Source organism: Algoriphagus boritolerans DSM 17298 = JCM 18970 (assembly GCF_900108085.1).
Classification (GTDB): Bacteria; Bacteroidota; Bacteroidia; order Cytophagales; family Cyclobacteriaceae; genus Algoriphagus; species Algoriphagus boritolerans.
The window spans coordinates 25,435-51,085 of record NZ_FNVR01000032.1; the positions used below are offsets into that span (position 1 = coordinate 25,435).

The 25,651-nt window shown below is 42.4% G+C and carries 25 protein-coding genes; 9 read left to right on the forward strand and 16 right to left on the reverse strand.

The annotated features are described in order from the left end of the window. The first annotated feature begins 4 nt into the window (after nucleotides 1–4). Nucleotides 5–436 (forward strand): tRNA (adenosine(37)-N6)-threonylcarbamoyltransferase complex ATPase subunit type 1 TsaE, encoded by a 432-nt coding sequence (gene tsaE, locus C4S61_RS18710; RefSeq protein ID WP_103926318.1) that lies wholly within the window; start codon nucleotides 5–7, stop codon nucleotides 434–436. Continuing rightward, complete coding sequence (locus C4S61_RS18715) at nucleotides 426–1,637, forward strand: alanine dehydrogenase (protein ID WP_103926319.1); 1,212 nt, start codon at nucleotides 426–428, stop codon at nucleotides 1,635–1,637. The genes tsaE and C4S61_RS18715 overlap by 11 nt, the downstream gene beginning before the upstream one ends. Here C4S61_RS18715 and C4S61_RS18720 read toward each other — a convergent pair whose 3' ends face one another. Continuing rightward, nucleotides 1,638–2,111 (reverse strand): response regulator, encoded by a 474-nt coding sequence (locus C4S61_RS18720; RefSeq protein ID WP_103926340.1) that lies wholly within the window; start codon nucleotides 2,109–2,111, stop codon nucleotides 1,638–1,640. Between the two features lie 202 nt (nucleotides 2,112–2,313). Between C4S61_RS18720 and C4S61_RS18725 the strand changes: the two genes are divergently transcribed. From C4S61_RS18725 to C4S61_RS18745, 5 genes are all read left to right on the forward strand, one after another. Continuing rightward, nucleotides 2,314–4,596: an Rv1355c family protein gene (locus C4S61_RS18725; protein WP_103926320.1), complete on the forward strand. Its 2,283-nt coding sequence runs from the start codon at nucleotides 2,314–2,316 to the stop codon at nucleotides 4,594–4,596. Between the two features lies 1 nt (nucleotide 4,597). Further along, nucleotides 4,598–5,305, forward strand: coding sequence for a hypothetical protein (locus C4S61_RS18730; RefSeq protein ID WP_103926321.1), 708 nt, complete (start codon nucleotides 4,598–4,600; stop codon nucleotides 5,303–5,305). Then, nucleotides 5,302–7,413 carry a sensor histidine kinase gene (locus C4S61_RS18735; protein ID WP_103926322.1) on the forward strand — a complete coding sequence of 704 codons (2,112 nt, stop codon included), beginning with the start codon at nucleotides 5,302–5,304 and terminating at the stop codon, nucleotides 7,411–7,413. Before C4S61_RS18730 ends, C4S61_RS18735 begins: the two co-directional genes overlap by 4 nt. Further along, on the forward strand, nucleotides 7,406–8,503 hold the full coding sequence (locus C4S61_RS18740; protein WP_103926323.1) for a hybrid sensor histidine kinase/response regulator: 1,098 nt from the start codon (nucleotides 7,406–7,408) through the stop codon (nucleotides 8,501–8,503). The genes C4S61_RS18735 and C4S61_RS18740 overlap by 8 nt, the downstream gene beginning before the upstream one ends. A gap of 71 nt (nucleotides 8,504–8,574) precedes the next feature. Continuing rightward, nucleotides 8,575–9,114, forward strand: a complete 540-nt coding sequence (locus C4S61_RS18745) for an inorganic diphosphatase (protein WP_103926324.1) — start codon at nucleotides 8,575–8,577, stop codon at nucleotides 9,112–9,114. A 16-nt stretch (nucleotides 9,115–9,130) separates the two neighbouring features. Here C4S61_RS18745 and C4S61_RS18750 read toward each other — a convergent pair whose 3' ends face one another. Both C4S61_RS18750 and C4S61_RS18755 read right to left on the reverse strand, forming a co-directional pair. Further along, complete coding sequence (locus C4S61_RS18750) at nucleotides 9,131–9,589, reverse strand: hypothetical protein (RefSeq protein WP_103926325.1); 459 nt, start codon at nucleotides 9,587–9,589, stop codon at nucleotides 9,131–9,133. Then, entirely contained in the window at nucleotides 9,576–10,181 is a 606-nt protein-coding gene (locus C4S61_RS18755) for an acyl carrier protein phosphodiesterase (protein WP_103926326.1), read from the reverse strand. Before C4S61_RS18755 ends, C4S61_RS18750 begins: the two co-directional genes overlap by 14 nt. A gap of 63 nt (nucleotides 10,182–10,244) precedes the next feature. On the opposite strand from C4S61_RS18755, the gene C4S61_RS18760 reads away from it, so the two are divergent. Further along, nucleotides 10,245–12,170: an AAA domain-containing protein gene (locus C4S61_RS18760; protein WP_103926327.1), complete on the forward strand. Its 1,926-nt coding sequence runs from the start codon at nucleotides 10,245–10,247 to the stop codon at nucleotides 12,168–12,170. An 80-nt stretch (nucleotides 12,171–12,250) separates the two neighbouring features. Here C4S61_RS18760 and C4S61_RS18765 read toward each other — a convergent pair whose 3' ends face one another. From C4S61_RS18765 to C4S61_RS18770, 3 genes are all read right to left on the reverse strand, one after another. Continuing rightward, nucleotides 12,251–13,405 carry a DEAD/DEAH box helicase gene (locus C4S61_RS18765; RefSeq protein ID WP_103926328.1) on the reverse strand — a complete coding sequence of 385 codons (1,155 nt, stop codon included), beginning with the start codon at nucleotides 13,403–13,405 and terminating at the stop codon, nucleotides 12,251–12,253. 647 nt (nucleotides 13,406–14,052) lie between these two features. Next, on the reverse strand, nucleotides 14,053–14,313 hold the full coding sequence (locus C4S61_RS21920) for a hypothetical protein (RefSeq protein WP_160111274.1): 261 nt from the start codon (nucleotides 14,311–14,313) through the stop codon (nucleotides 14,053–14,055). Between the two features lie 67 nt (nucleotides 14,314–14,380). Continuing rightward, the gene (locus C4S61_RS18770) at nucleotides 14,381–15,712 is read right to left on the reverse strand and encodes a GntP family permease (RefSeq protein ID WP_103926329.1); all 1,332 of its coding nucleotides are present in this window, start codon (nucleotides 15,710–15,712) and stop codon (nucleotides 14,381–14,383) included. Nucleotides 15,713–15,893: 181 nt separating this feature from the next. Here C4S61_RS18770 and C4S61_RS18775 point away from each other — a divergent pair, with 181 nt between their 5' ends. Next, the gene (locus C4S61_RS18775; RefSeq protein WP_103926341.1) at nucleotides 15,894–17,942 is read left to right on the forward strand and encodes a family 20 glycosylhydrolase; all 2,049 of its coding nucleotides are present in this window, start codon (nucleotides 15,894–15,896) and stop codon (nucleotides 17,940–17,942) included. Between the two features lie 165 nt (nucleotides 17,943–18,107). Here C4S61_RS18775 and C4S61_RS18780 read toward each other — a convergent pair whose 3' ends face one another. The 10 genes from C4S61_RS18780 to C4S61_RS18825 all read right to left on the reverse strand — a co-directional run. Further along, entirely contained in the window at nucleotides 18,108–18,581 is a 474-nt protein-coding gene (locus C4S61_RS18780; protein ID WP_103926330.1) for an acyl-CoA thioesterase, read from the reverse strand. 50 nt (nucleotides 18,582–18,631) lie between these two features. Further along, a complete protein-coding gene (locus C4S61_RS18785; protein ID WP_103926331.1) occupies nucleotides 18,632–19,084 on the reverse strand; it encodes a cupin domain-containing protein in 453 nt (150 codons plus the stop codon). Further along, a complete protein-coding gene (locus C4S61_RS18790) occupies nucleotides 19,081–19,683 on the reverse strand; it encodes an MgtC/SapB family protein (RefSeq protein ID WP_103926332.1) in 603 nt (200 codons plus the stop codon). Before C4S61_RS18790 ends, C4S61_RS18785 begins: the two co-directional genes overlap by 4 nt. A 27-nt stretch (nucleotides 19,684–19,710) precedes the next feature. Beyond that, nucleotides 19,711–20,340: a hypothetical protein gene (locus tag C4S61_RS18795; protein ID WP_103926333.1), complete on the reverse strand. Its 630-nt coding sequence runs from the start codon at nucleotides 20,338–20,340 to the stop codon at nucleotides 19,711–19,713. A gap of 169 nt (nucleotides 20,341–20,509) precedes the next feature. Continuing rightward, entirely contained in the window at nucleotides 20,510–21,397 is an 888-nt protein-coding gene (locus C4S61_RS18800) for a dienelactone hydrolase family protein (protein WP_103926334.1), read from the reverse strand. 110 nt (nucleotides 21,398–21,507) lie between these two features. Beyond that, the gene (locus C4S61_RS18805) at nucleotides 21,508–22,341 is read right to left on the reverse strand and encodes a universal stress protein (RefSeq protein WP_103926335.1); all 834 of its coding nucleotides are present in this window, start codon (nucleotides 22,339–22,341) and stop codon (nucleotides 21,508–21,510) included. Between the two features lie 256 nt (nucleotides 22,342–22,597). Continuing rightward, the gene (locus C4S61_RS18810; RefSeq protein ID WP_103926336.1) at nucleotides 22,598–22,951 is read right to left on the reverse strand and encodes a DUF2200 domain-containing protein; all 354 of its coding nucleotides are present in this window, start codon (nucleotides 22,949–22,951) and stop codon (nucleotides 22,598–22,600) included. A gap of 162 nt (nucleotides 22,952–23,113) precedes the next feature. Next, the gene (locus C4S61_RS18815; protein WP_103926337.1) at nucleotides 23,114–24,049 is read right to left on the reverse strand and encodes a tetratricopeptide repeat protein; all 936 of its coding nucleotides are present in this window, start codon (nucleotides 24,047–24,049) and stop codon (nucleotides 23,114–23,116) included. A 100-nt stretch (nucleotides 24,050–24,149) separates the two neighbouring features. Then, nucleotides 24,150–25,043 (reverse strand): NAD-dependent epimerase/dehydratase family protein, encoded by an 894-nt coding sequence (locus C4S61_RS18820; RefSeq protein WP_103926338.1) that lies wholly within the window; start codon nucleotides 25,041–25,043, stop codon nucleotides 24,150–24,152. A gap of 462 nt (nucleotides 25,044–25,505) precedes the next feature. After that, on the reverse strand, nucleotides 25,506–25,651 hold a 146-nt coding region (locus C4S61_RS18825; RefSeq protein ID WP_146064425.1), incomplete at its 5' end, for a transposase.

The following is a 25,651-nucleotide window of genomic DNA, read 5'->3' on the forward strand; positions in this document are numbered from 1 at the left end:
ATTCTTGAATACCATTCACTACCGACTCGATCAGATCCAAGATGCTGCCCGTCAGATTATTGCCCGTGCAGGTGACAAAAAGATTTGGGTGTTTCAGGGGCAGATGGGTGCCGGAAAAACTACCCTGATCAAAGCCCTTTCCAAAGAATTGGAAGTGCAGGATCAGGTGAGTAGCCCTACTTTTGGCATTGTAAATGAATATGAAACCATTTCCGGACAGCGGATTTGTCATTTTGATTTTTACAGAATCGATGATCCCAGGGAGGCATTGGATATCGGAATAGAAGAGTATTTTTATAGCGGAGATTATTGTTGGATTGAGTGGGCAGAGAAAATTGCTCAGTTTCTTCCGGATGAATTTCTCTTAATTAAGATAGTCATTGACGCTGACGAGGACAGAACCATCACCCTTCAACATACCCAAAATGTCAACTGAATTAAGCGAACTTACTTCTGTAGGTCTTATTACAAAAGAATCGCCCTTGCAGGTAAAAAAGGGGGCAAAACCACTTCATGTCGGAATCCCCAAGGAGACTTCAACTCAGGAAAAAAGAGTGGTACTTACACCTGAAGCTGTCGGCTTATTGAGCAATAACGACATTCAGGTGATAGTAGAAACAGGGGCAGGTCTCAGTGCAAAGTTCAAGGATCAGGATTATTCGGATGCGGGTGCAAAAATCGCCTATTCACGGACGGAAGTGCTTACTGCTGACGTGGTATTGAAGATAGATCCGCTGAGTATCGAAGAAATTGCTGAAATGTCTCCGGGAAGTTGCCTGATTTCGGCCCTTCAGCTCGAAAAGCAGGATGCGGAATTCATCAAAGCGCTGAATGAAAAGAAAATCACAGCGGTAGCTTTTGAATACCTTGAAGATAAGGTCGGAGGTATGCCGGTGGTGAGGGCTATGTCTGAGATCGCAGGGAGTACGGTGATGCTGATCGCTGCAGAATACCTGTCGAGTGTGAATGAAGGAAAAGGGTTGATTCTCGGAGGTGTAACCGGTGTGCCCCCTACTCAAGTGGTAATCATTGGAGCAGGGACTGTGGCAGAGTATGCAGCTCGAACAGCCATCGGATTAGGAGCCAATATTAAAGTTTTTGACAATCATATCTACAAACTTCGAAGGATTAAGCAACTGCTGGGGCAACAGATCCATACATCCACAATTGATAACTTTAGTTTGGGCCAAGCCTTGGCAGAAGCTGATGTAGTGATTGGCGCTTTAAGGGCTGAAAAAGGCAGAAATAAAATTGTGGTCACAGAGGAAATGGTTGCCAACATGATTCACGGTAGTATTATCATTGATGTAAGTATAGACCAAGGGGGGTGCATTGAGACTGCGAGGATGACCACACACGACGAACCGGTCTACCTGGTGCATGATATTATCCATTATTGTGTCCCTAATATTGCCTCTCGGGTAGCGCGGACTGCCTCTTATTCGCTGAGCAATATTTTTACTCCACTTATTTTGCAAATGGCTGATTTGGGAGGAGCTGAGGAAATGATTTTTAACTACAAGTGGTTTCTCCGAGGGGTATATACCTACAGAGGTAGTCTAACCAATGCGTTTTTAGCCCGTAAGTTTGGGTTGAATCATAAAGAGTTGCAACTGCTGTTAGCAGCCCGATATTGATCAGGAAAGGAGATTTTGACGGAGTAAAAACTCCAGCTGTTCGTTTGCTTTGAGCAAGGCTTCGGTCAATCTTTCGTTTTCCCTCCTTAAAGCATAGACTTCAAAGGCGTTTTTGATTACAGTTCTGAGGTAGTCTTCTTCCCAGGGTTTGGTGAGGTAATGGTAAACCTGACCCTTATTGATCGCATCGATTACGGCTTGAATATCAGTATATCCGGTAAGTAAAAGTCTGATTGGCTTAGGGTACTTCGGGATTATACTTTCCAAAAATTCCACCCCCGTCTTTTCAGGCATGCGTTGATCAGTGATGATGATATCTATTTCCTCTTTGGCAAGAATTTCCTCTCCCTCTCTGGCCGAAATCGCAAGAAAGATCCTGTAATCCCTTCTGAATGTTGCTTTGAACGCTTGAAGATTGTTCTCTTCATCGTCTACGTATAGGATTTTGATTTTTTCTTCAGGCTGATTTTCCATCCAAGGGTACCGCAAAAGGTTGAAATACACTGGCCAAATAATCTGTTTTTAACTTAAAAAACAAGTATTAAATTTCAGCAGATTGATTTGCTTCTGAGGCCTAAGGCTTTTATGACACTATTTTTAAAAAAAAAATAGTGAATAATTTGACTTTAGGCAGAAAGAACTAACTTTACCTAGCTTCCTCACCCTAAAGTAAAACATGCTTACCAGAACAAGGTTTGATCTTAAAGATCAAATCAAGCCTCTAATTTTCTTTCCGACAAATTCGCTGGATTGGGAAGAAATTCAGGAGTTGCGATCGAGCAATTATGTTCAAACTATAGATGAAATCGATAGTCAGGTTATCGATTTGATTAAATCAGATCATCCCGAAAACCAATTTTCCAAAGATGAATTAAATATTAAGGTAGTTGAATTTTTTAAGGATAAAGACAAAGATTTTTTTGGAAACTGGGTTTATTATCCCTGGAAAAACATACTGGTCCATATTCTTGGTGAAACAGATTTCATACGAATTCGCACGCTTCGCAATAATTACAAAATCACACCCTCAGAACAAAAGGTACTGGGCCAAAAAAAGGTTGGAATAGTTGGACTATCTGTTGGCCAAAGCATTGCCTTAGCCATGGCTTTGGAAAGGAGCTTTGGGGAAATCAGACTTGCTGATTTTGATACCTTGGAGCTAAGTAATATGAATAGGCTAAAGGCAGGAGTCACCAGTCTTGGACTTGAGAAAGTGGTGATTGCGGCCAGAGAAATCTCTGAAATCGATCCGTATTTGAAAGTGGTGCTTTTCAGAGAAGGGATCAATGAGGATAATCTCGAAGAATTTTTGACCGGAAACGGCAAACTTGACTTGGTGATAGATGAATGCGATAGTCTTGACATAAAACTATTAGTAAGAGAAAGGGCAAGATGCGAAGGCATCCCGGTGATGATGGATACGTCGGATCGGGGAATGCTGGACGTTGAGCGTTTTGACAAAGAGCCCAACAGACCAATATTTCACGGGTTGCTGGAGGGGATTACCAAGTCTGAACTTGCCAATCTGTCCAATAAAGAGCGCGTAGCCATTGGATTGAAAATTACAGGCTTGGAAACTCTCTCCCCGAGAATGAAAGCCTCTCTGCTGGAAATCGGCACCTCTATCACCTCTTGGCCGCAATTGGCTTCTGGTGTTTTCCTGGGAGGAGCTACTGTCGCTCACGTTGGGAGAAGGCTTCTTTTAGGAGATGATGTGCCTTCGGGTAGGTATTATGTCGATTTGGATGAAATAATCAAAATCGATCAGTTTGAGGAGAAATTGGTTTTACCACGAATTGAAAATGTAGCTTCATTTTCAGATAGATTGATCAGTCAAATTCCTGATCATATCCTGCAATCTGGGTATATCCTTTCCCATTCGGAATTGAAGCGGTTACTGTCATTGGCCAACATGGCCCCATCGGGAGGGAATATTCAGCCGTGGATTTGGGTTTTTGACCGCAAGGGGATCCTCCATCTATTTCATGACCAGCAGCGTAGTCACTCCATGCTGGATTTTAAGGGTACAGGATCTTTGATCGCATTTGGAGCAGCCTTGGAGAATTTAAGACTGGCAGCAGCTCAGGAAGGGATGGAGATCGAGATGATAGATCATATTCGTGAATTTGAGGAAGAGTTGATCTGCTCGGTTCGGTTTGTCGCAAAATACAAAGCCCGGATACAAGTGCCTTACTTTGAGCTCGTGGATGGAATTTCCTTGCGTTGTACCAATAGGAAAAATACGGTCAGACAGCTTCTGGACAAATCAAAACTGGAAGAATTGCAGGTTTTTGCTTTGAATGAAGGCTTTAAAATCAAGCTGACGGAAGCTTACAACGATCTGGAAAACCTGGCCGAAATAGTAGGAGGAATGGACCGGATGCGATTTTTCCATGAGGAAGGCTTGCTGGATTTCATCAAAGAAGTCCGGTGGACGGAGAAGGATGCCCAAGAAACCAAAGATGGAATAGATGTAGCTACCCTTGAATTAGCAGGTACCGAAAAAGCTGCCTTGGGCTTGCTGAAAGACCCTAGAACTATGAGGTTTTTCAGAAAATTTTTGATGGGCTATGGCCTAACCAAGATTTCTAAAGATACGATAACCAAGTCATCCGCAATCATGCTGCTTCAAGGGGATTCATTTACTCCTAAAACCTACCTCGAAGGCGGGAAAGTACTCCAACGAATCTGGATCAAAGCAAATATGCTGGGGATAAGTTTTCAACCCGTGACAGCCATGCTGTTTATCTTTCAAAAAGTCCTCCAAGAGAGAAATCACGGATTTTCATTGGATGAAGTAAGAGAAATTGAAAAATTAAAGTTAAAATTTGACAAAATATTTAAAAGGGAAGGGGATTGCGATCACTTGGATTTGTTTATGTTTCGATTAAATGTGGCTGGAGAGCCTACCGTTAGAGCATTTCGTCGTGACGTGCAAGACACCTTAATTCAGCTTTAAAATGTTTACTTTCAACGCTTTCAGAGCAATAGATGAACCCGAGATTTGCCAGCAATTCATAGAGGGGCATATTAATGTCCTAAAAGAATATGGGGTCACTAAGGTTACATCATCAAATAATGAATGGATACATAACCCTTATGTTTTTGTAGTCACTGTTCATGAAAACCTAACCGACAGGGTGGTTAGTGGACTTAGAATTCATATTTCTAACCAAAACTATCCACTACCTCTAGAAAGTGCTATTTCTCAAGTGGATGACAGAATAAGTGATTTAATTACGAGATACCGAGATACAGGGACAGGTGAGATTGGTGGGTTGTGGAATAGTAGAGCCATTTCAGGATATGGAATTGGAGCATTATTCTTATCAAGAACCTCATTGGTAATTGCTGCTCAGCTAAATGTTCAAAGTTTATTTGCATTATGCGCTGAGTATACTTTAAAACCAACGCTTCAAAAGGGTTTTGAAATAGAAGAAGGCATTGGGAACAAAGGAACTTTTTTTTATCCGAAACTAGATTTAGTTGCAACTTTAGCAGTTTTAAAAGACGTAAAAAATTTACCACTAGCAGTAAAAGAAGAAAGAGATTATATTTTTGATTTGCGAGAAAAATTACAATGTGAACGAACTGAGCAAACTCCCAAAGGACCAATTGATATAAAGTATAACTTAAAAATAAAAAATCCTAATTGGAGAAAATCATGATGATTTTTATTAATGTATTCATTTTTGTGGGTTTTCTTGCTAATCCAGTGATAATTGATTCAAATAGCAAAATAATCAATAAATATGATTTTTTAATTCAGCGTGATAATTTGGATCTTGATATCAATGATGTTTTAGATTCTAAGGAATTCGTTACTTTGAATAATGAGAATCTAAATTTTGGAATTAATGATGATATTATTTGGCTTAGATATTTGGTTAAAAATGTTACTCGTGAACATGAAAAATACCTTTTTATAAATAATCCATCTCTGGATAATATTGAATTATATATTGTTAAAGGTGGAAATGTAATTCAAACCAGTAAAGGAGGAAGGTTAGATGATTTTAGTGAGAGGGTAATTCGTTCAAAATCAATAATTTTTAAAATTGATCTTCCGCATGGAGAAAATATTGAGATTTATTTAAAAGTGAAAAGTATTAACAAAACCATAATTACTGCTTCTATCAATGATATTCATACAATTGAACGTTTGATAAATAGAGAGAATATAATATTTGGAATTTTTACTGGTGTTATTGTAGGGTTGTTTTTTTATAATCTATTTTTATATTTCTCCGTCAAAGATAAAATTTATTTAATTTATGTTATTCACACTATTTTGGTTTGGTTTGCTCAGTCTTCCATATTGGGATATACTATTGAATTGATTTGGCCTGAATCTGAATGGTTGAAGTTAAAGGCAGGAGTTATTTTCTCTTCACTGGTTAGTTTGGTTGGTATTTGGTTTTTGCGACAATTTTTATCAACAAAACATTTTGTTCCAAAGCTTGATAAAGGGTTTTATTTTATTTTTATAGTTTATGGTTTTATCTTATTGAATGCATTTTTCTTTTCAATAACTTTAAGTTATCAAGTTCTTCTAGGCACGCAATCAATAGTTGTGTTATATGTGCTATTGGTAGCTCTTTCAGTTCTTAAATTGGGTTATAGTCCAGCGAGGTATTACCTATTGGCTTGGACTGTTTTTATGATCGGCATTTTCCTTTTTGTATTCAGTGAAATGGGAATTATTCCTACCAATAATCTGACGGCTTATATCATGCCATTAGGATCAGCTTTGGAAGTGGTTTTACTTTCTTTTGCTTTAGCGGATAAAATAAATATCCTCAAGAAAGAAAAAGAGGAAGAGCAGGCGGCAAAGCTTCTCATTCTTCACGAAAATGAGGAGCTTATCCGACAACAGAATACCATGCTTGAGCAAAAAGTCAGAATGAGGACTGATGAGTTGGAGCATGCCTTGAGATCACTTCAAAACACCCAAAGCCAACTCGTTAATCAGGAAAAAATGGCTTCTTTGGGTCAATTGACTGCCGGTATCGCCCATGAAATCAATAACCCAATCAACTTTGTAAGTTCGAACATTACTCCCCTCAAACGTGACATCAAGGATATCATGGAAGTCATCGAATTCTACCGAAATTCAGGGGAAAGGGAGTTTTCTGAAGGCACCAAGAAAGAAGCCAAACAGCTAGAAGAAGATCTGGAATTGGACTATGTACTTGATGAGGTGGAGCAACTCCTGAAAGGCATGGACGACGGGGCGAAAAGAACCGTTGAAATTGTAAAGGGTCTTCGGATTTTCTCCAGAGTAGACGAACAGGACATTAAAAAAGTGGACCTGCATGACGGGATCAACAGTACCTTCATTTTGCTCAACAGTACCATTCCCGGCAAAATCAGGATTATCAGGGAATTTGGTGAGCTGCCTTTAGTCGAGTGTCTCGCCGGAAAAATCAATCAGGTGTTTATGAATATTCTGAATAATGCAGTTCAAGCTTTGTCGGATCATTTGGATACGATTGCTGACCCTAAAATTACTGTTCGTACAAAGGCCTTCGCCGATCACGTGGTTGTAGAAATAGAAGACAATGGTCCCGGAATGCCTGAAAAAGTGAAACAGCGAATTTTTGAACCTTTTTTCACAACAAAGCCCGTTGGGAAAGGTACAGGTTTGGGACTTTCCATAGTTTATTCTATTATTGAAAATCACAACGGATCCCTGGAGGTTAATACGGAGGAAGGTCAGGGCACAACTTTTATCATTTCACTTCCTATTTATCAAAATGCCCCAAACTATGAGTGATAAAATTCATGTGCTCTATATCGATGATGAGGATAATAACCTAAAGTCATTCCGAGCAAGCTTGCGAAAGGACTTCAAGATTTTTACAGCCATAGATGCTGAGGAAGGTCTTCGAATCGCCAAAGAAGAAGAAATTCATGTGGTCATCGCCGATCAGCGAATGCCAGGATTGACAGGTACGGAATTTTTCGAACAAATGATCAAAATCAATCCGGATCCGATCCGGATTCTTCTGACCGGTTATTCAGATATCGCCAGTGTCATTGATGCCATCAATAAGGGGGAAGTCTATCGCTTCATTGATAAGCCTTGGAATATCGAGCAGATCAAAAATTCCATCAAAAACGCCGCGGATATCTTTTTTATGAGAAGAGAGCTGAAGGAAAAGACCATTAAACTTCAAAAGCTCCACTCTGAAATGAACCAATTCGTCTACAGCTTATCCCATGAATTGAGAGGGCCATTGATGAGTATTTCGGGAATTTCCAAACTTGCCAAATTGGAAATAAGTGATCCCAATGCCCTGGAGTATTTCGAAATGATCGATACAGCTACAGGCAAATTGGATGATTTCATCTACAAGATGCTGGACTTTTACCGATCTACTAAGATTGATCACAAGATCACAGAAATACACTTTCAGGAAATCGTAAACCAGCAAATGGAAGCCTATCGCGAGAAGTTTGATCTGACACATTTTAAGGTGGATGTACAGGTCAATCAACAAATCCCGTTTTTCTGTGACGAAGCTAAAATCCGGGTTATTCTTAATAACCTTTTCAGCAATGCTGTCCAGTTTCAAAAAGAGCATGGCGGACAAAAATGGATTAGCCTTACTATAGATGTGGTTGAAGAAAATGCCATCATCGCTGTTGAAGATAATGGGATCGGAATCGAGGAACGATACCGAGCGGAGGTATTCAATCTTTTCGCCAGAGCAACACAAAAGAATGTCGGAACAGGATTGGGGCTGTACATGGTGAAGGAAGCTGTAGAACAGATGGGAGGTAAAATTGATTTGGAATCAGAAGTCAACGAAGGCACGACAATTACGGTCACCCTTCCCTCTTTGAATAAAGGAGAATTTTAGGAGCGAAAAGTTGTCCCGGGATTGTATCTTTACGCCGGCAAAAAGCCATTTTTTAACAAAATTCAAAAAATATGATTAATCCTTGGCATGACGTCAACATTGGAAAAGACGCCCCCGAATTTGTAATGGGAGTAATTGAAATCCCTAAAGGATCGAAGGGAAAGTATGAACTCGACAAAAAAACAGGCATGTTGATGCTGGATCGAGTTTTATTCTCTGCTGTCCACTATCCGGCTAACTATGGTTTTATTCCGCAGACTTTTTGCGAAGATCATGACCCGCTGGATATCTTGATTATTTCCCAGATCGATATTCCTTCCATGACTTTGGTTTGGGCCAAAGTAATTGGTGTCATGCGAATGATAGACGGTGGCGAAGCAGATGACAAGATCATTGCCGTAGCTGCAGGTGATCAGTCCGTCAACTATATCAATGATATCGACGAACTTCCACCTCATTTGATGAAGGAAGTTCACAGATTCTTTGAAGACTACAAAAAACTGGAAAATAAAGAAGTAAAAGTGGAGGACTTTCTTGGAAAAGAAGACACAATGCGAATTATCCGAGAAAGTGTCGAGCTTTACGATAAGAATTTCAGAACCAAAAAATAAATCAAAGCCTGAATTTTCAGGCTTTTTTATTTTTGATCATTTGCCTTGCTGCTTTTTTCTTCAGGTAATTCACCAAATCAGCGTAAGATTCATGCTCGTGATTGGATACCGATATTGAATTTTTATCCGTAAAAGCAATGGTTACCTGCCTGAATTCCTTTTTATTGGCAAGAATGACTTCTTCTTCCCAAAGCATAATTTCATTCACAGGGTAAACTTTGGTCATGCCTTTTAATGGCAGTTTGACGACTAGCTGGTCCTTAACCACACTGATAAATCGCCAACCCGCCATCATCTTGACCAAAAGCATCAGCATCACCAATGTAATTAGAGAGCAGGCCAACAGGTAAAACCATAACGCGAAGCTCCCCTTGTATGCAAAATCACGCAGCAAAAGGATCAAACCAATCAGCAACACCAGCAAAATCAAACTTAAGGAGATGTAGGTGGATATTTTTGGCTTAATGGCTACCATGAATTTGCTGTAGTTGGATGAGTTTAGCTCGGGCAAAAGTCTCCAATTCCTTGAAAAAAGCGAAGAAAATCAATTCAAATTCCGCTTCTTTTTCAAGAAGAACCTCCGGGGCTTCATTCATTTTGGAATCAAAAGTGGTCCTACGGGTCAGTCCAGTCAGTGCTTTTTGGATTCCTTCGATTTCTCTGTAATGATATAACCAGTTTTGACTTTTCATCCAATAAAACATCTCCTTGAAAGATTCCGGAAGTAGGTCAGAATGAGATTCAAGCGTGTTATAAGTCTGATTTACAAAATCTTCCAGAGGGATATTGGAAAATTTTTCCCAATTTTTTCCCAAAAAATAATCAAAGAAAATATCTGTAATCACAGTGGAATAATGTCTAAATCTCGGTCTCAGGTAAGATTGTCCGGCTCTAACCAATGGATGAGAGTCTGTAAATGCGTCTATTTCTCGGTGAAGTAATATCCCTGTAAAAATTTCGTCATGATACCGATTTAATTCTTTCCCTTTGATAAAATCGGCAACAAAATTGCCTATTAGGATGCCTTCTCGGTCAAAGGAAAGATAAGCGTGCGCCAGAAAGTTCATGTTTTAAATTTGATGGATAAACCCTATCACGTTTGCCTTGTTAATATTCTAAAGTAAGAATTGATGTCGAATATAGTAGATGAACTTCAGGAAGGACTTAAACTTCTCAAATTGGAGTGGGCTGAAGACTTGGCTCAATACAAAAAGAAATTTCTGAATACCACCTTAGCCGAAAAGAAAAAAGCAGGAATTACCTGGCATCCGATCCAGCTGAAAAAAAGCAAAATTGGCATGGGTGAGCGGCTTTTGGTGGAGATTGAGCGATTTGATTCCAGCTATCCTTCCTCATTTTCCTCAGGTAAATCGGTGACTTTTTTTTCAACCCATGAGGGGTATCAAGGTTCCGAAAACCGGGTGAATGGCGTGGTCAACCAAGTAAAAAAAGATGCAATGGTAGTCACAATTCAGGCGGATGAGCTGCCTGAATGGATGCTGGATTCCCGATTGGGCGTGGATCTGCTTTTTGATGAAAACACCTATCGGGAAATGGAACTGGCAGTCAAAAAAGTGATTGCGGGTGAAAATCCCCGACTTGTCGAGCTGCGGGATATAGCCTTGGGAGATAAGAAACCCAAATTCAATCAACTACATCCTTTAGCGCAAGAGGGGCTAAATTTTTCACAAAACGAAGCTTGTCAAAAAATCACTGCAGCACAGGATTTTGCCATCGTCCATGGCCCTCCCGGCACTGGCAAGACTACCACGCTGATCGCTGCGATTAAGCAGGCGACGGAGCAGGGATTACGGATTTTGGTCGCTGCCCCAAGTAATGCAGCTGTTGATTTATTGGTGGAAAAGTTGGTCGATGCCCAGGTGACCACGCTTCGACTGGGGCATCCGGCTCGCGTGGAGGAGAAAATCCTAAATCAAACGCTTGATGCCAAAATCACTTTTCATGACAGCTACAGGGATCTGAAAAAGCTGCGGAAAGAACGTGAAGCAAACCTGAAAATCGCAAAGCAATACAAGCGAAATTATGGGTCGGAAGAGCGTGCGCAGCGGAAGTTAATGTTTCAGGAAGTTTCCAGGATAAGAGAAGCGGCCAGTCATCTTGAGGATTACATCAGGTCTGACATCTTTCAGCGGACGCAGGTTTTTGCCTGTACCCTGGTAGGTGCTGCCTCTTCCCATCTGAAGGGAATGATTTTCGATATTGTTTTTATTGATGAGGCAGCACAGGGAATGGAAGCAGCGACTTGGATTCCCATTTTGAAGGCTAAAAAGGTGGTTTTCGCAGGGGACCATTGTCAATTGCCACCGACAATCAAGTCCTACGAAGCCGCTAAAGCCGGACTTTCAGTTACCCTTTTTGAAAAAATCATCCATCGTCAACCTCAAACTGCCCAGATGCTTCAGGTACAATACCGCATGCCAAAAGATATCATGGGTTTTTCCAATGAATGGTTTTATAAGGGGAAATTGCAGGCTGCAGAAAATACCGAATTCCATGCTTTTACAGAAGAAGAGCCGGTTTTGGAATGGATCGATACGGCAGGTTCCGGTTTTTCCGATCAGGTAAATGAGGAAAGTTTGAGCACCTTCAATCCCGAAGAAGCCAGGTTTGCCTGCACCTATTTGAATGATACTCTAAAGCGCATCGGATTTGCGCATTTCAAACAAAAAAATTGGTCCATTGGCTTGATTGCGCCCTATTCTGCGCAAGTCAGGATGCTCAAACATTTGATTTTCGATACGTTTGAGTTTCCTAATCTCAGGGCTTTTTCAGACTGGATGACTATTGATACGGTCGATGGCTTTCAAGGACAAGAGCGGGATTTGATGCTGATTTCATTGACGAGGTCCAACGAAAAAGGGGAGATTGGTTTTCTTGCGGATGAGCGAAGAATGAATGTTGCCTTGACCCGGGCCAAGCGAAAATTGATCGTGATCGGTGATAGCAGTACGCTCGCCAACAATCCTTTTTTTGATTCGCTCTTGGGTTATTTTGAGGAAAAAGGGGCGTATCGAAGTGTGTATGAGTTTTTATGATCAGTCGACAGACCACAGGCAACAGACCACGGCTCGTTAGATGGATTTTTGGTTGGTCAAATCAATTAGTCAGTTCAAAATTAGGAATCTGATTCTTCTTTTGATTTCCCAAAATCCTCAGAATTGAGCAGGGTAACCCACTTTCCCATCTTCTTTTGGATGACTTTGAAATGATGCATTTCCTCGGGAGTGATCAATGAGATTGCCTCTCCTGCTGATCCTGCTCGACCTGTACGGCCGATTCTGTGAATGTAGTCCTTTGGTGAGCGAGGCAATTCATAATTGACTACCAGGGGCAAATATTGAATGTCAATCCCCCGAGCAGCGAGATCTGTTGCTACCAAAACTCGGGTTTTGCCTGACTTGAATCGAGCCAAAGCTTCTGTTCTTGCACCTTGGCTTTTATCCCCGTGAAAAGCCACCGCAGCGATTCCGTTCTTGGTCAGCTTGGTCGCCACATTGTCTGCCGTTCTGATGGAGGACGTGAATACCAAAATCTGACTCAAATCTCCGGAGTTAATCAATTGCCTCAGAAATGGCCCTTTGTTTTCAGGGCTTACCCGATAGGCCCGTTGATCGATCAGGTCAGGGGTGAAATTAGCTTCTTCCACTTGGATTCTGACCGGATCTCTGAGGAGTTTTTGGATCAAAATATCCACTTCATTGTCTGTAGTGGCAGAGAAAAGTACGTTTTGTCGACGAGCTGGGAGCAATTCCAAAATATGTTCTACCTCTTCCCTGAAACCCATGTTCAGTACTTTGTCTGCCTCATCCAATACCAAGGTGTGAATCCGGGAGATTCCAAGGGCATTTCTTCCAAGCAAGTCGATCAAGCGTCCCGGAGTGGCTATCAAAATCTCCACTCCATGCAGTTTCATCATTTGAGGATTGATCGAAACTCCTCCAAAAACTGCCATAGATTTGATTTTTCGGGGCAAAAAACGGCTGAAATTCTCTGTTACCTCTGCTACTTGTACCGCCAGTTCACGAGTGGGTACGATCACCAAAACCGGGATAAATCGATCTTCCGGGGCTTTTTTGCTAAGTAATCGTTGCAGAATTGGTAAGATGTAAGCAGCAGTTTTACCGGATCCTGTGGGAGCTAAGCCCAAGAGATCTTTTTGGTCAAGAATCGCAGGAATAGCCTCAATCTGGATAGGATAGGGGCTTTCATAATTTGCACGTTGAACAGCCTTTAGCAGATCTGTAGACAATCCCAAGTCGGAAAAATTCATAGAAGGTATTTTTAGCAAAGTTAGGATAAGTCGGCAATAGGCTTCTGTTTTCCTATCGGGTCGGAGGAAATCTACGCTCAATTTTTATAGTTGAAATACTCATCAACAACCTCAATAACTTTTTATTTTCCAATATTTTGATTTTACCATTAAGAAATTAAGGGCATTAAGATTTGAGAAAATTAGAGTTTGAAAACTATGACCAAGGTCTTGAGCTGAGTTTCTTAATTTTCTTAATTCCCTTAATGGTTCGAAAAATCAATTTGAGTAAGTCTCAATTAGTGCAAGTATTTCGACCTGTCTAGCCGAAAGGCAGGCTTGTGCTTAGGCTAATGCAGTCTTCAGACTGTCTGAAGTAAGAAGAGGTAATTGAAATGCAGTCTGAAGACTTCATAATGATTGGTCCAAGCCCGCTTGCATCGGGCAGGTCTGAAGTCCTGAACCATCTGAAGAAGTCCTCAAATGGCTTCTGTCTCCTTCGGATCCGAACCAAACCTTGACTTTTCAAATTGGATTCCTTCCACCTGATGATTTCATCTTGTAAATCAGCGGAATAAAAGCAAATTGGAATCGACGGTATTGGTCAATTCTAATGTTCGATTACCCAAACCCAAAATGCTTGTAAGTATATGCATCGAACTACCCTGCTAACCTGTGCGGTTGGTATGTTGCTTTGCTTTTCTTTTCCTGGAGAGAATCCGGTGCGCTTCCAGAAGCACCAGACAGTTCTGAAAGGACAGCGGAAGAGGAATTGAGAACTTTTCAAATCGAAGTTGGATTTGAAGTTCTGCTTGGAGCCTCCTATAACTCAAGACAAGTAGCTTAACCTTCCGCCGGAAGTCAGGTATCGAATAATGACTTGTAGACTCCACATTTTCATCCGACATCGGACAAGAAATATTGAACATCGAATCTTGAATTTCGAATGATGAAGTAGGTCTTACATCGGTCCTCGGACACCCGACATCGGACGTTTTACCCAATCACCAAAGTCAATACAAAAATCAATAAAATTGCTGTCAATCCGGCGATCAAAGTCCCCAAGCTATGGGACATATTTCCCTGCTTGATCGTCATTCCTGAGAGTTGGGTGACCACCCAGAAACCGCTGTCATTGGCGTGTGAGATACAAAGCGAACCAGCCCCGATAGCCAATGCTGTGAATACTTTCATCGTTTCGGAATCCAATCCCAAAGGACTGAGTATAGGCGCAATAATCGAAGCTGTCGTGATCATGGCTACTGTAGTTGAACCTTGAGCCGTCTTTAGCGCAAAGGCGATCAAAAACGGAAGAAAAATCCCCCAATTCGCATCACTCATGCTGGAAGTGACCAAGTCACCAACCCCGGAATTCTGGAGCATTTTCCCGAAAACCGCTCCGGCTCCCGTGATCAAAATAACCGGAGCCGCCAGTAATATGGATTCACCAATCCATCCGGAGGTGGAGAGGAGTTTCACTTCAAATTTTTTGGGTAAAGTAAAAGAAAGGAGAGCTCCTATAAGTAAGGAAATCACAGGAGCACCAATGAATTGGATCACTTGAAAGAATTGGCCCTCTCCAAATGGTTTGGTAGGATAGTTAGCTATTGAGGCGAGAATAATTAAAAATAAAGGGACTAAAATTGGCGTTAAGGCAGAGGAAAATGCGGGGAGTTGTTTTTTGTCAAGGGATTTTTCATCGAGCGCCAAATTTGCTTCTAAAGGGATTTTTACCACAAACTTGTTCACAAAAAAATAAAGCGGAATCAAGGTAATCAAGGAAACAATTGCTCCCCAAAAAATCACCTGGCCTAGATCTGCTTCTAAGATTCCTGCCGTGGCAATGGGACCTGGAGTAGGAGGAACTAAGGCGTGACTTGCCATGGCTCCAAGCGAAAGTGCCACAATCGTTGCGGCATAGGAAATTCCACTTTTTGCAGCAAGTGACTTGGCAATCGGATTCATCATGATGATCGTGCTGTCGCCAAAGACCGGGATCGATAGTATCCAGCCGCTCAACATCATGGAGAGGTTGACGAACTTTTCTCCGATCCACTTTAGAATCCGATCGGCAATGACGATGGCCCCTCCTGTTTTTTCCAAAAAAGTCCCCATAATGACCCCCAGCAGAATCAGGAGACCTACACTTCCCATCACTCCTCCAAATCCATCGGCAATGGATTTGACGATCAGGTCAGTTGGCATTTGCATCATTAAGCCGTAGGTAATCGCTCCAACAAAAAGTGCCAAGAATGGATGAATATCAAACTTGACGATGGCAATCAGGATCAAGGCCAAGGCGACCAGGATAATCAGAAGTGTCAGCATTTTGGGTTGGTTGTGGTTGAAATCTAATGGTTCGGACTTTGGTCCAAATTCTAGAACCTAAAAATTAGGCAAAAAGGAGGAATAACAAAGCCCGATTATGGATTTTGGTCGGATTACGGATTTTTTGAGTGGTAATAGTCAGGATTTTCCTAATTTTTGGAAAACAATTCACCCAAATCCTATGCGCTTCCGTCTTTACTCAGCTTTCGCGTTTTTGCTTTTTCTCATTTTCTCCTGTGAAAAAAAATCACAGTCCAATGCTCAATTCATAATTCTTCCTAGTCCGGTTTCTTTTGAAATTAAAGGAAGCTCAGGTTTAAAGGGTGATGAGGTGGAGCTGGTATTCCAAGAAGCGAAAAGCCATTTTACTTCACGTCAATCCCTTGCTGATTTTCAAAATGAGCTGATATCGTTTGTTTTGGTTCCTGAATTTGATGCCAATTTTGAAGGATATGTTCTGGAAATTTCAGATCGTAAAGTAGAAATTGAGTCCTCAACTGACGCTGGGCTATGGTATGGATTGATGACTTTAGGACAGTTGCTGGAAGATGCCAAAGACCAAAATGCACCACTTCCGATTTGTACTATTTCCGACGAACCTGCGCTTGCATACCGAGCAGTCCATCTGGATGTGAAGCATCATTTGGAGAAAAAGGAGTACTACTTTGAGCTAATGGATCGCTTTGCTGCGCAAAAAATCAATGCAGTGATCGTCGAAATCGAAGACAAGCTCCAATATGAACTGCAGCCTAAAGTCGGTTCCGAGGATGCATTTTCAATCGAAGACTGGAAAGAAATCAGTGAATATGCCCTAGCCCGAAATATCCGGATCAGTCCCTTGGTTCAGGGCTTGGGACATGCTTCATTTATCCTGAAACACAAAGAGTACGAACCTTTACGTGATGATCCGGAGAGCGATTGGGCGTTCAATCCCCTGAATGAAGAAACATATCAAGTTCAGTTTGACCTCTATGAAGATGCCTTGAAGGCTTTTCCTTACGCCAATTACCTGCATGTAGGAGGTGATGAAGTACATACGACAGGCAGAAATAGCGGGAAATCGCCTCTTGAACTGCAGTTGATCTGGCTCAATCGAGTGAGTGATTATGCTGCGCAAAAGGGTCTAACACCGATCTTTTGGGATGATATGCCGCTGAAGAATGCCGGAGTCTATCGTTCCATTTATGACAGGGAATTGACCGCTTCACAAGTCGATAGTATTTGGTCTGTCAACGAACCAAATCTGAACAAGTACATTGATATGTTTCCGAAAAACTGTGTTTACATGCGTTGGAACTATGATATGCCCGAGTCCCCGGGGAATAATCGGGCGATCAAATGGTTTACTGACAACGACTTCAACGTGATGGGAGCCACGGCCGGACAAACCCGATGGAATCTCATGCCGCAGGATCAGAGCAATACCAACAATATCCGGGATTTTGCTTTGATTTCCATACGAAATAAGGCAGATGGACTGCTCTTGACACTCTGGGATGATGATTCTCCGCATTTTGAATTGTACCAAAGGGGCATTTCCATTTTCGCTGAATACACTTGGGCTGGGGAGAAAAGATCAAGGAATGAACTCCATCAGGCTTATCGCCAAAGGGCTTTTGGGCCTGCCCTTGCCTCGGATGAGCATGAATTTATCAACGCCTTAGAAGGTCCGGTGGCGGATTGGAAAAATATGCTTTTGGACAAAAAAAGAGATCGAAATCGCCTGCGAAAACTCAAAAATCCGATAGAAGAAGCTTTGATTTCTCTTCCTAATCCGGATTCAGCCGGAGTGTGGACTACTAGGTATCAGGAAAAAATCGAACTTGCTAAAGCGAATTTGGTTCGGGTAGATTCCATTCTTCAGCGTATTCAGGTATCCAAAAAGCGTGCAGTTCGAAATTTTTATACACTTGACGTCTATGAGCAAGTGGCCCATGCAGTTCAATTTTCCAATCGGGCGATTCTTACGCTGGCAGAACTCGACGAACCGAGCGGAGAGAAAAGAGCACAGGCCCAAGCCAAACTTGCTGGAATGGAAGCGGAGTGGGCTTCAATCCAATCCAAAGTGGAGGAAGTCTATGGCAAAACCCGCCAATTGAACAAACCTGCTGATTACCTGCTGGATCAGGATCACCACGTCCATCTAGCCAATCAGGCACTGAACTTTTCCGACTGGCAGTTTTATGTGGAGGGCTTGTTTTTGGAAAAGGTGAAAAGGGAGGTGAGGTAGGTACAGTTCCTCGGGATTTGCAATCCCGAGGAACTGTTTGCGGATTTCTAATCCGTTTTATATCTGGATTCAAAGTGGTGAAGGTGGTTGATTTGGAGGATTACAAATCCTTGAGCAAGCCTTCAGGATTGCAAATCCTGAAGAACTCTAGATCCTGAAAAACGGTCATTCATTAAAAAAAGGCCGCATCTCCTCGTGGATCTCTTCCCGGAGGGTTTTGAGTTTGAGCGCGTATTCTTGGAGCTTCTTTTCCTGATCGGTTTTCGGTACCCAAGGCTTTACTTTTTTGGGGTTGCCATTTTCATCCACAGACACGAAAATGATGATGCAATGGGTCTTTTTCTCAAACTTCTTCTGCTCGAAGGTTCGGGAATACACCTCGACCATGATGTGGATACTCGAGCTGCCGGTGTAGATCACCTGAGAATCAATCTTGATCACCTCGCCGATTCCGATGGGTTTGTAAAAGCGGATGCCGCCCACATAGACGGTTACACAGTAGCTTTCTGCCCAGTTTCTCGCACAGGTGTAGGCTGCCTGATCGATCCACTTCATCACGGTGCCGCCATGGACTTTTCCCCCGAAATTAACGTCGCCAGGTTCGCTGATAAACTGAAAAGTGGTCTTGTGTGATGACATGGCTGCAATTGTTGAATGATGGATTTTTAAATTAAGAATTAATCGTGTCTTTAATTTGAAATGGAATCTTTTACCACGATTTCCATCCCTTCCGCTCCCGCATAAAAAACCAAAATTTCAGCAGATTCGTCCCCGTTGTTTTTGCCATAGTGAATCGTGTTGACCACTTCGATAATTGGGTCTCCTGCTTTCATTTCGAGAATATTTCCTTTGACGTCCACCACAGTCAGCCGACCTTTCAGCAAGACTCCGGCATTGATGACAGGATGATAGTGATGGGGAAGCTCAGAATTTGGTGGAATGGAGATTTTCACAATGGAGATTTTAGGTTTTCCAATAGGATAGTTTGGTAGGGAGTCTCCATTCCAGGATAAAAAGGACTCAGAAAGTAGCTCCGAGGTAGGAGCAGGGAGTTGTTTTTCTTTTTGGAAACAGGAGTTAAGAAGAACGGGAAGGGAAAGTAAAAGGAGAAAGCTGATAATTAAAGTAGTAAGTTTTGTCATAGTAGAAAAAAAGCCAAAAGTGCTGTTAGAAACATCGTTCCATATCCTAGTAGAAGATTTTTGCGAAGCGCGCTGCTGCCGGCATAAATGCCAATTCCCATTTTTACCAGGGTGTTGGAAATCACTGCAATCAAAATGGCTACAGCGCCAATGCTGAGCTCCAATGACTTTCCCTTCAATTTGGAAGAGAGTATTACCACAATCAATACTGTGACCATCAAGCTGATCTCAATCAAACCCACAAAAACCATGGATCCCAATACGAAAGCCAAAAAGGAACTGAACGCCCTGTTATTCCCTCGGTCACCCTTTGAAGTGGAAAACCAATACGTAGTCGCTATCAGAAGGCTAACTCCTAGAGATAGCGCTACATAAGCCCAAGGAGAAAAAAGAAAATAGAAAAGGGCAGCGATAAAACCCAGCAATACGAAGAATACAAAAGTTTGAATTCCTGCAAATCCTTGGGTGTTTTCTTTCATAGCATGAAATTGTCGCTCCAGCCCTATGACTGATCCAATGCCGATTGCTACCAGCAATCGGATTATAAAATCCCATTGTGATAGGGAAATGGATTGATGATCAATCAGTAATTTTTCCAAAGTATGGTTTTAATAAAATGCTGAATTTCAGTCTTCCTCCATATAAAATTGCACTTCAAGAAATACTGTATTTGGTTGATTCGCTGCTTCTCCCTCACTTAGGGAATTAATCATGCCGCCAACTCGAAGTTTTCGCTCCGGCAAGCCTTCCTTTTCTTTGTGATGTGCCACTAGGGCTACATTTTTACTGTGCTCTGATCGTAATTCATAAACTTCGTATGAATCTTCTATCGGAACCATTGTAAAAGTAGTCACTTCGTCAATTACGACGGGGACCATGATGGACCCACTAAATGCAGAAGAGTTGCTGATTTTTTTTACCGTTCCAACCAGCGTGGTGCTCATCCCTGCCTTGCCTCGCTCAAGCATCTGATCCAAACTCATATGAACGGGCCGGTACTTTTCGTAGATATCAAATAATTGAGCATCCAATCGAGCCAAAATTCGTTCTCGGGATCGATTGTCCAAGCGTGAGATTGACATCACCAAGTAAAGAATCATGGACTGCTTGTCGTCAGCCACTTCTGCTACCTTCCCCAATTCGGCCGGTGATACCACTCCATCATGCGCATGGCAGAAAAGGTTGAAAAATTTTCCACCATTGTCAAATGCTTCAATTGCCTCATGGTAGGAGGTGTAGGGAGTTATTTGTTTCATTTTATAAGGAAATTAGGAAAAGAGCATATCAAATATTCGGAAATGTTGGAAGAGAATCAAATGATATAATAAAGTATGACGAAAAAAAATGTTTTGAATATAAACTTTAAGTGAAGGCCTGTACCATTGCCTGGAAGACATAAAAAAATGGAGGCCTTAGCCTCCATTTTTATTTAAGATTTTCCTTGAAAAAGGCGATCGTTTTTTCCCATGCCAGCTTTGCCGAAGGCTCATCATATCGCGGTGTGGTGTTATTGTGAAAACCGTGATTTACACCCGGGTATTTGATCATTTCATACTTCTTGTTATTGGCTTTTAGAGCTTCCTCATAGGCGGGCCAACCGGCATTCACCCGCTCGTCAAGTTCTGCATAAATTACCAGAAGAGGGGCGTTGATTTTGGGGACATCTTCCAGCGCCGGTTGTCCACCATAGTAAGGCACTGCTGCCCCCAAATCAGGAATACGGACGGCCATTGTGTTGGCTATCCAGCCTCCAAAGCAGAAACCAACCACACCTACATTTCCGTCACAATCGGGGTGGTTTTTTAGGAATTCATAGGCTGCGATAAAGTCCTCGAGCATGGAATTTCGATCCAGCTTCGCTTGCATGGCGCGGCCTTCATCATCGTTTCCTGGATAGCCTCCGAGTGGAGTAAGGGCATCCGGTGCAATGGAAATAAACCCGTCCACGGCACAGCGCCTTCCTACATCCTCGATGTAGGGATTGAGTCCGCGGTTTTCGTGGACGACTACGATTCCGGGGAATTTCCCGCTTCCTGCGGGCTTAGAGAGCAATCCCTTAATTTGACCTCCGCCCTTCGGAGAATCGTACATCACATAGTCGGAGCTTTGCATCCGATCATCTGTCGGTTCGACAGTGCGTGTATTGACATAATCCGGCATCATCGAACTCATCAGTGCTGTGATGGTAATACCTCCCACGGCATAGACTGACAGTTTTTCTACAAAGGTCCTTCGATCCAGTTTATTGTGGCAATAATAATCGTAGAGGTCAAAGGCTTCCTGTGGGATATCTTCTTTACGGAGTTTTTCCATGTGTTTATGATTTTGTTAGTGCTCTATAAGTTATTCAAAATCAGCGAAGGAAAAATAATTTTTGGGCTGATCCCCAAGTTTTATGATTTGAATGGAAGGTTTCTGTTCATTTATTCAATTTGGATGGATAAAATCGGGAAATCATGCTCCCGGACAAGATTTTCAGTCAGGCTTGGAGTAAAAAGCTGGACCAAGCCGGGTTTATCAGATTTGGCGAGGACCAGTAAATCGGGTTGGTACTGTTGTGTATAGAATAGAATCCCCCGCTCCATGTTGTGGGCATTGATCAGGACCTTGTTTAATTTCAATTTGTCTGAGGTAAACCTGTCAAATTTTCGGTCCGTCTCCTCATTTTCGAAGAAATTGTAAGGGGTATTGATGAAAATCAGATCAAGGGTAGCACCCATTAATTCCGCAAAATCTTTGAGCTTGGCGTAAGCTCCTTCCTGGTCTTTTTCGAGTGTAGTCAGGAATGCGATTTTCTTGATTTCGAGCGCTTCGGGAGCTTTTTGGACGATTAAAGTGGGTGTGGTTAGGTTTCGGAGCACTTTCTGTGCATTGGATCCCAGTAGGAAACTTCGAGATACTCCGGCACCCCGAGAACCCATGAGAACTAAATCTGCCTTGGAGTTTTGAACATGGAAAAAGATATTTTCGGGTCCAAAACTATAGATCAGTGACGAGTAAGCTTGGATCCCTGATTTTTCAAATGAGCTGACTAATTCCGAGAGTTTCGCTTTGGCATTCGCAATTTCTTTTCTGGTTTCCGGGTAGTATTGCTCCTGATCTTTGCTCAGCTTGACCCAATCCACAGGAGGCTGTACGATGTGCATGATCTCCACTTTCCCCTTCGTTTTGGCGGCGATTATTTTGGTGTATAAGGCAGCATGTGCAGCCACTTCCGAAAAATCAGTCAGTAATAAAATCTTAGATCCAAGTTTCATAGTCTTGCTTAATTGATTGCTCCAAGGTAAGAACACAACTGCTAAAATCACTTGCTCGACATCGCATTTTAAGATGATAAATATCAGGAAATCAGCTCAAAATGAATCTGAAGGGGTATTCCGGAATAGTCTTGCTGGAAATATGGCAGATGAGGGGGGATCTTTCTGATGGCTATACCTTGAGAAAAGTAGTTAAGGTGGGTTAACCAAAAAAATAATGACTCTTGGGAAGGTTCACCAAGACGGAAACTCAATCCTAGCTTCGGAGAATTTTCTCCATTTTTCTTCCTTTTGCCAATTCATCCACTAATTTATCAAGGTAGCGAACCTGTTGTGTGAGTTGATTTTGTATGTCTTCTATGCGGTACCCACAAATGACTCCGGTGATCAAGGATGCATTTGGGTTGAGGTTGGCCTCCCCAAAAAACCGCTCAAATGTTACTTTTTCCTGAATTAATCTTTCCAGATCCGGGCTCGAATAGCCGGTCAGCCAAGTGATTACCTGATGGAGTTCCTCTTTTGTCCGGCCTTTTTTCTCCACTTTGGTGACATAATGCGGGTAAACTGACGCAAAGGACATATTTGCAATTCGTTGATCCTGATCTTTCATAGCTAACTTTTCATTAAAATATACCCTTTCTTGTAGAGTGTGGGCTATTTCGAAATGCTAAGGTGGGAACTAGATTAAGCTGATTGATGGAAAATGACAAAAGGTAGGGGTAGAGCAGAATTTACCGGGTATTTTGTCGAATCAGCTGTTTACTTCAGAATTTTAATCATAGTCAAAATAGCGGAGCAAATCACCCTCAGCAGCAAGGTACCCAAATGAAGAAAAAGCCTTTTCGCTGACCAATGCTTCCATCAGTTGCCTGGCTTTAGTGGTATCACCGTTGTACAGATACCAATTGGCTACCCCGTATCGCACTGCATCGTTTGATGGGTTACCGGGGCCTTCCTGAATCAATGAATCCACCGGTATCCAGCCTTTGTAGAGGCGGCAAAGATTTGCATAGCTCTGATTTTCGATCACCGTGGAATCAGCGTGAATCGGTGCCAGAAGGGAATCTGCTTTGTCGGGATTTTCCAGTCGTCGCTGAATCATATAGAGCCAGTGTGTACTGGATACCATATTGTCGTAATGAGAGCCGCTTTCCCGGCATTTCAGGAAGGCGGTGTAAGCTTTGTCATACTGATGGGTAAGGTAATAGGACAGTCCCAAATGATACCAAATATTGCTGTGAAGGCTACTGACTGGGATGTTGAGCGCATTGGGGATTCCGTCGGGTTCTATTTCGTCAGTGGTGCCGACTATCAGTTTAGAGGCTTTCTCAAAATCTGCAATTGCCCGCTCATAGTCCCGCATGCTAATGTATCGATGTCCACGATGCCGATAAAGTCTGGGGTCGTTTGGGTATTTCTCCAAACCGTTTGAATAGATGTCAATTGCCTGTCGGAATTGCCCCAGATAAGCAGTTCGACGGCCGTACCAGATGATGGCCTCCACAGCTTCGGGATTGGACTCAAAAGCCGATTTTGCTTTTTGGTATTGTGCCATCAGTTCGGCAGAAGGGGTTGGGATCTGATAAGTTTTTCCCAAAGGAGTCGTGAAAAGGGAGTCCGAATTCGGAAGGTCGCTGACTTTTTCTTTGGTGTCGGTAGTACATGCAAAGAGGATGGAAAGGAAAAAGCTCAGGTAAATTTGTCGCATAATGGAAGAATCTCTGAATTAAAACTAGGTTGAAAGTAAACATTCGGAAGGATTTTTAACCCAAAGTCTGATTACTCAGCTCCAAGGTTCGGATCATAGCCTATTCCCCCTTCACGTACTTCCGCCAATTATGCGCTTCCTGAAATCCTAAAACTTCACGGATTTTTCGATTGGAAAATAAGGCCTCATGCTCTTCCAGTTCCCGCGTGAGCGGTACGCCCGGAAAAAACCGATCGGCCAGTTCCTTACTCGGAATAATCGCTCCGTTGTGATCGTTTCCTGCATTAAACACCTGATATCCCAAACCGTCCTTTTTCAGACACAAATCCACGATCTGACCCAAATCACGCGCATCGATGTAGCAGAAAGCATTTCTGCGGCGGACTTCCGGATTTTTGAAATAATGGGGAAATAGCTCCGCATATTCGTGCGGCTCGATCACATTGCCGATGCGAAGGGCATAGATATCCACTCCTGATCGCCGCTGGAAAGCCCGGGCAGTTTGTTCGTTCACCACTTTGGATAGACCATAGCTGTCCATAGGGTCCACATCGTATTCCTCATCTAGGGGCAGGTAGTTGGGATTGGTCATTCCATCTGAAAAGCAAATCCCGTACGTGGTCTCAGAGGAGGCTATGACGATCTTTTTGATACCCAGTTTGACAGCGGCTTCGATCACGTTGTAAGTACCAATAGCATTGACACGAAAAGTCTCGTTATCCGGATTGATCAGAATTCTCGCAATTGCGGCAAAATGCACCACCGCGTCAAACTTCGGCACGCCGGTTCCCGGCTCCAATTCGTCAAATCCTGCATAGGAACTCATTGCATTGAACATCTGACCGGAATCGGTGATATCAGCAATCAGATTGTCCACACCAGGATGATCCAGCGGTTTCAAATCTACATTCATCACCCGATGGCCTTGATCTAGTAGGTAGGGGATCACGTGTCGGCCGGCTTTTCCGGATCCTCCGGTAAAAAAGATGCGCATTTTGATTAGGGGTTTGGGTATTTAGATTTGCCCGGGTCAATTCGGTTTGGTTTCCGAACTGTTTTCCACTTAGCTAAGATATAGTCTAAAGCTGAATGAATCCAATGCTTTTTAGACTTTTAAAAAATCGATATTCGAAGCCGTATATCGCGAGGAATTTGGGTAATGCTGATGAAATAATATCGTTCGTCCCTACGGGACTTTGCCAGATGTTTCGGCACTATTAATCCCGAGGTAAAAACCTCTGGCTGGGAGATAGCTTGAGGCTGTCTCAAAATTTCATATTAAAATTTGAATAGCCGAATTTACGCAATGGAGGCCGATTTTCAGTTTTTGGTCTCCATTTTTTTTGACTTTCAGTCAGCGTAAAGTTTAGTGATTTTTCGGCTGATTTTTAGCGAATTGGGATTATTGGGGGGAGAAAAATGTCCGCTAAGGCTGAAAAAGTAGAGCGAGGAGGTTTTACCCGGCCTTTTTGGCCAGGTTGTGAGCGATGGCTAACAGGCCTGTTTCTATTTCGACCTTTTCTTTGCCTCTGAGCAGGAACCTGCCCATTCTTTTGTTGTATTTGAGATGGCCGAAGACGGGCTCTACGTCGGTAGCCCGCT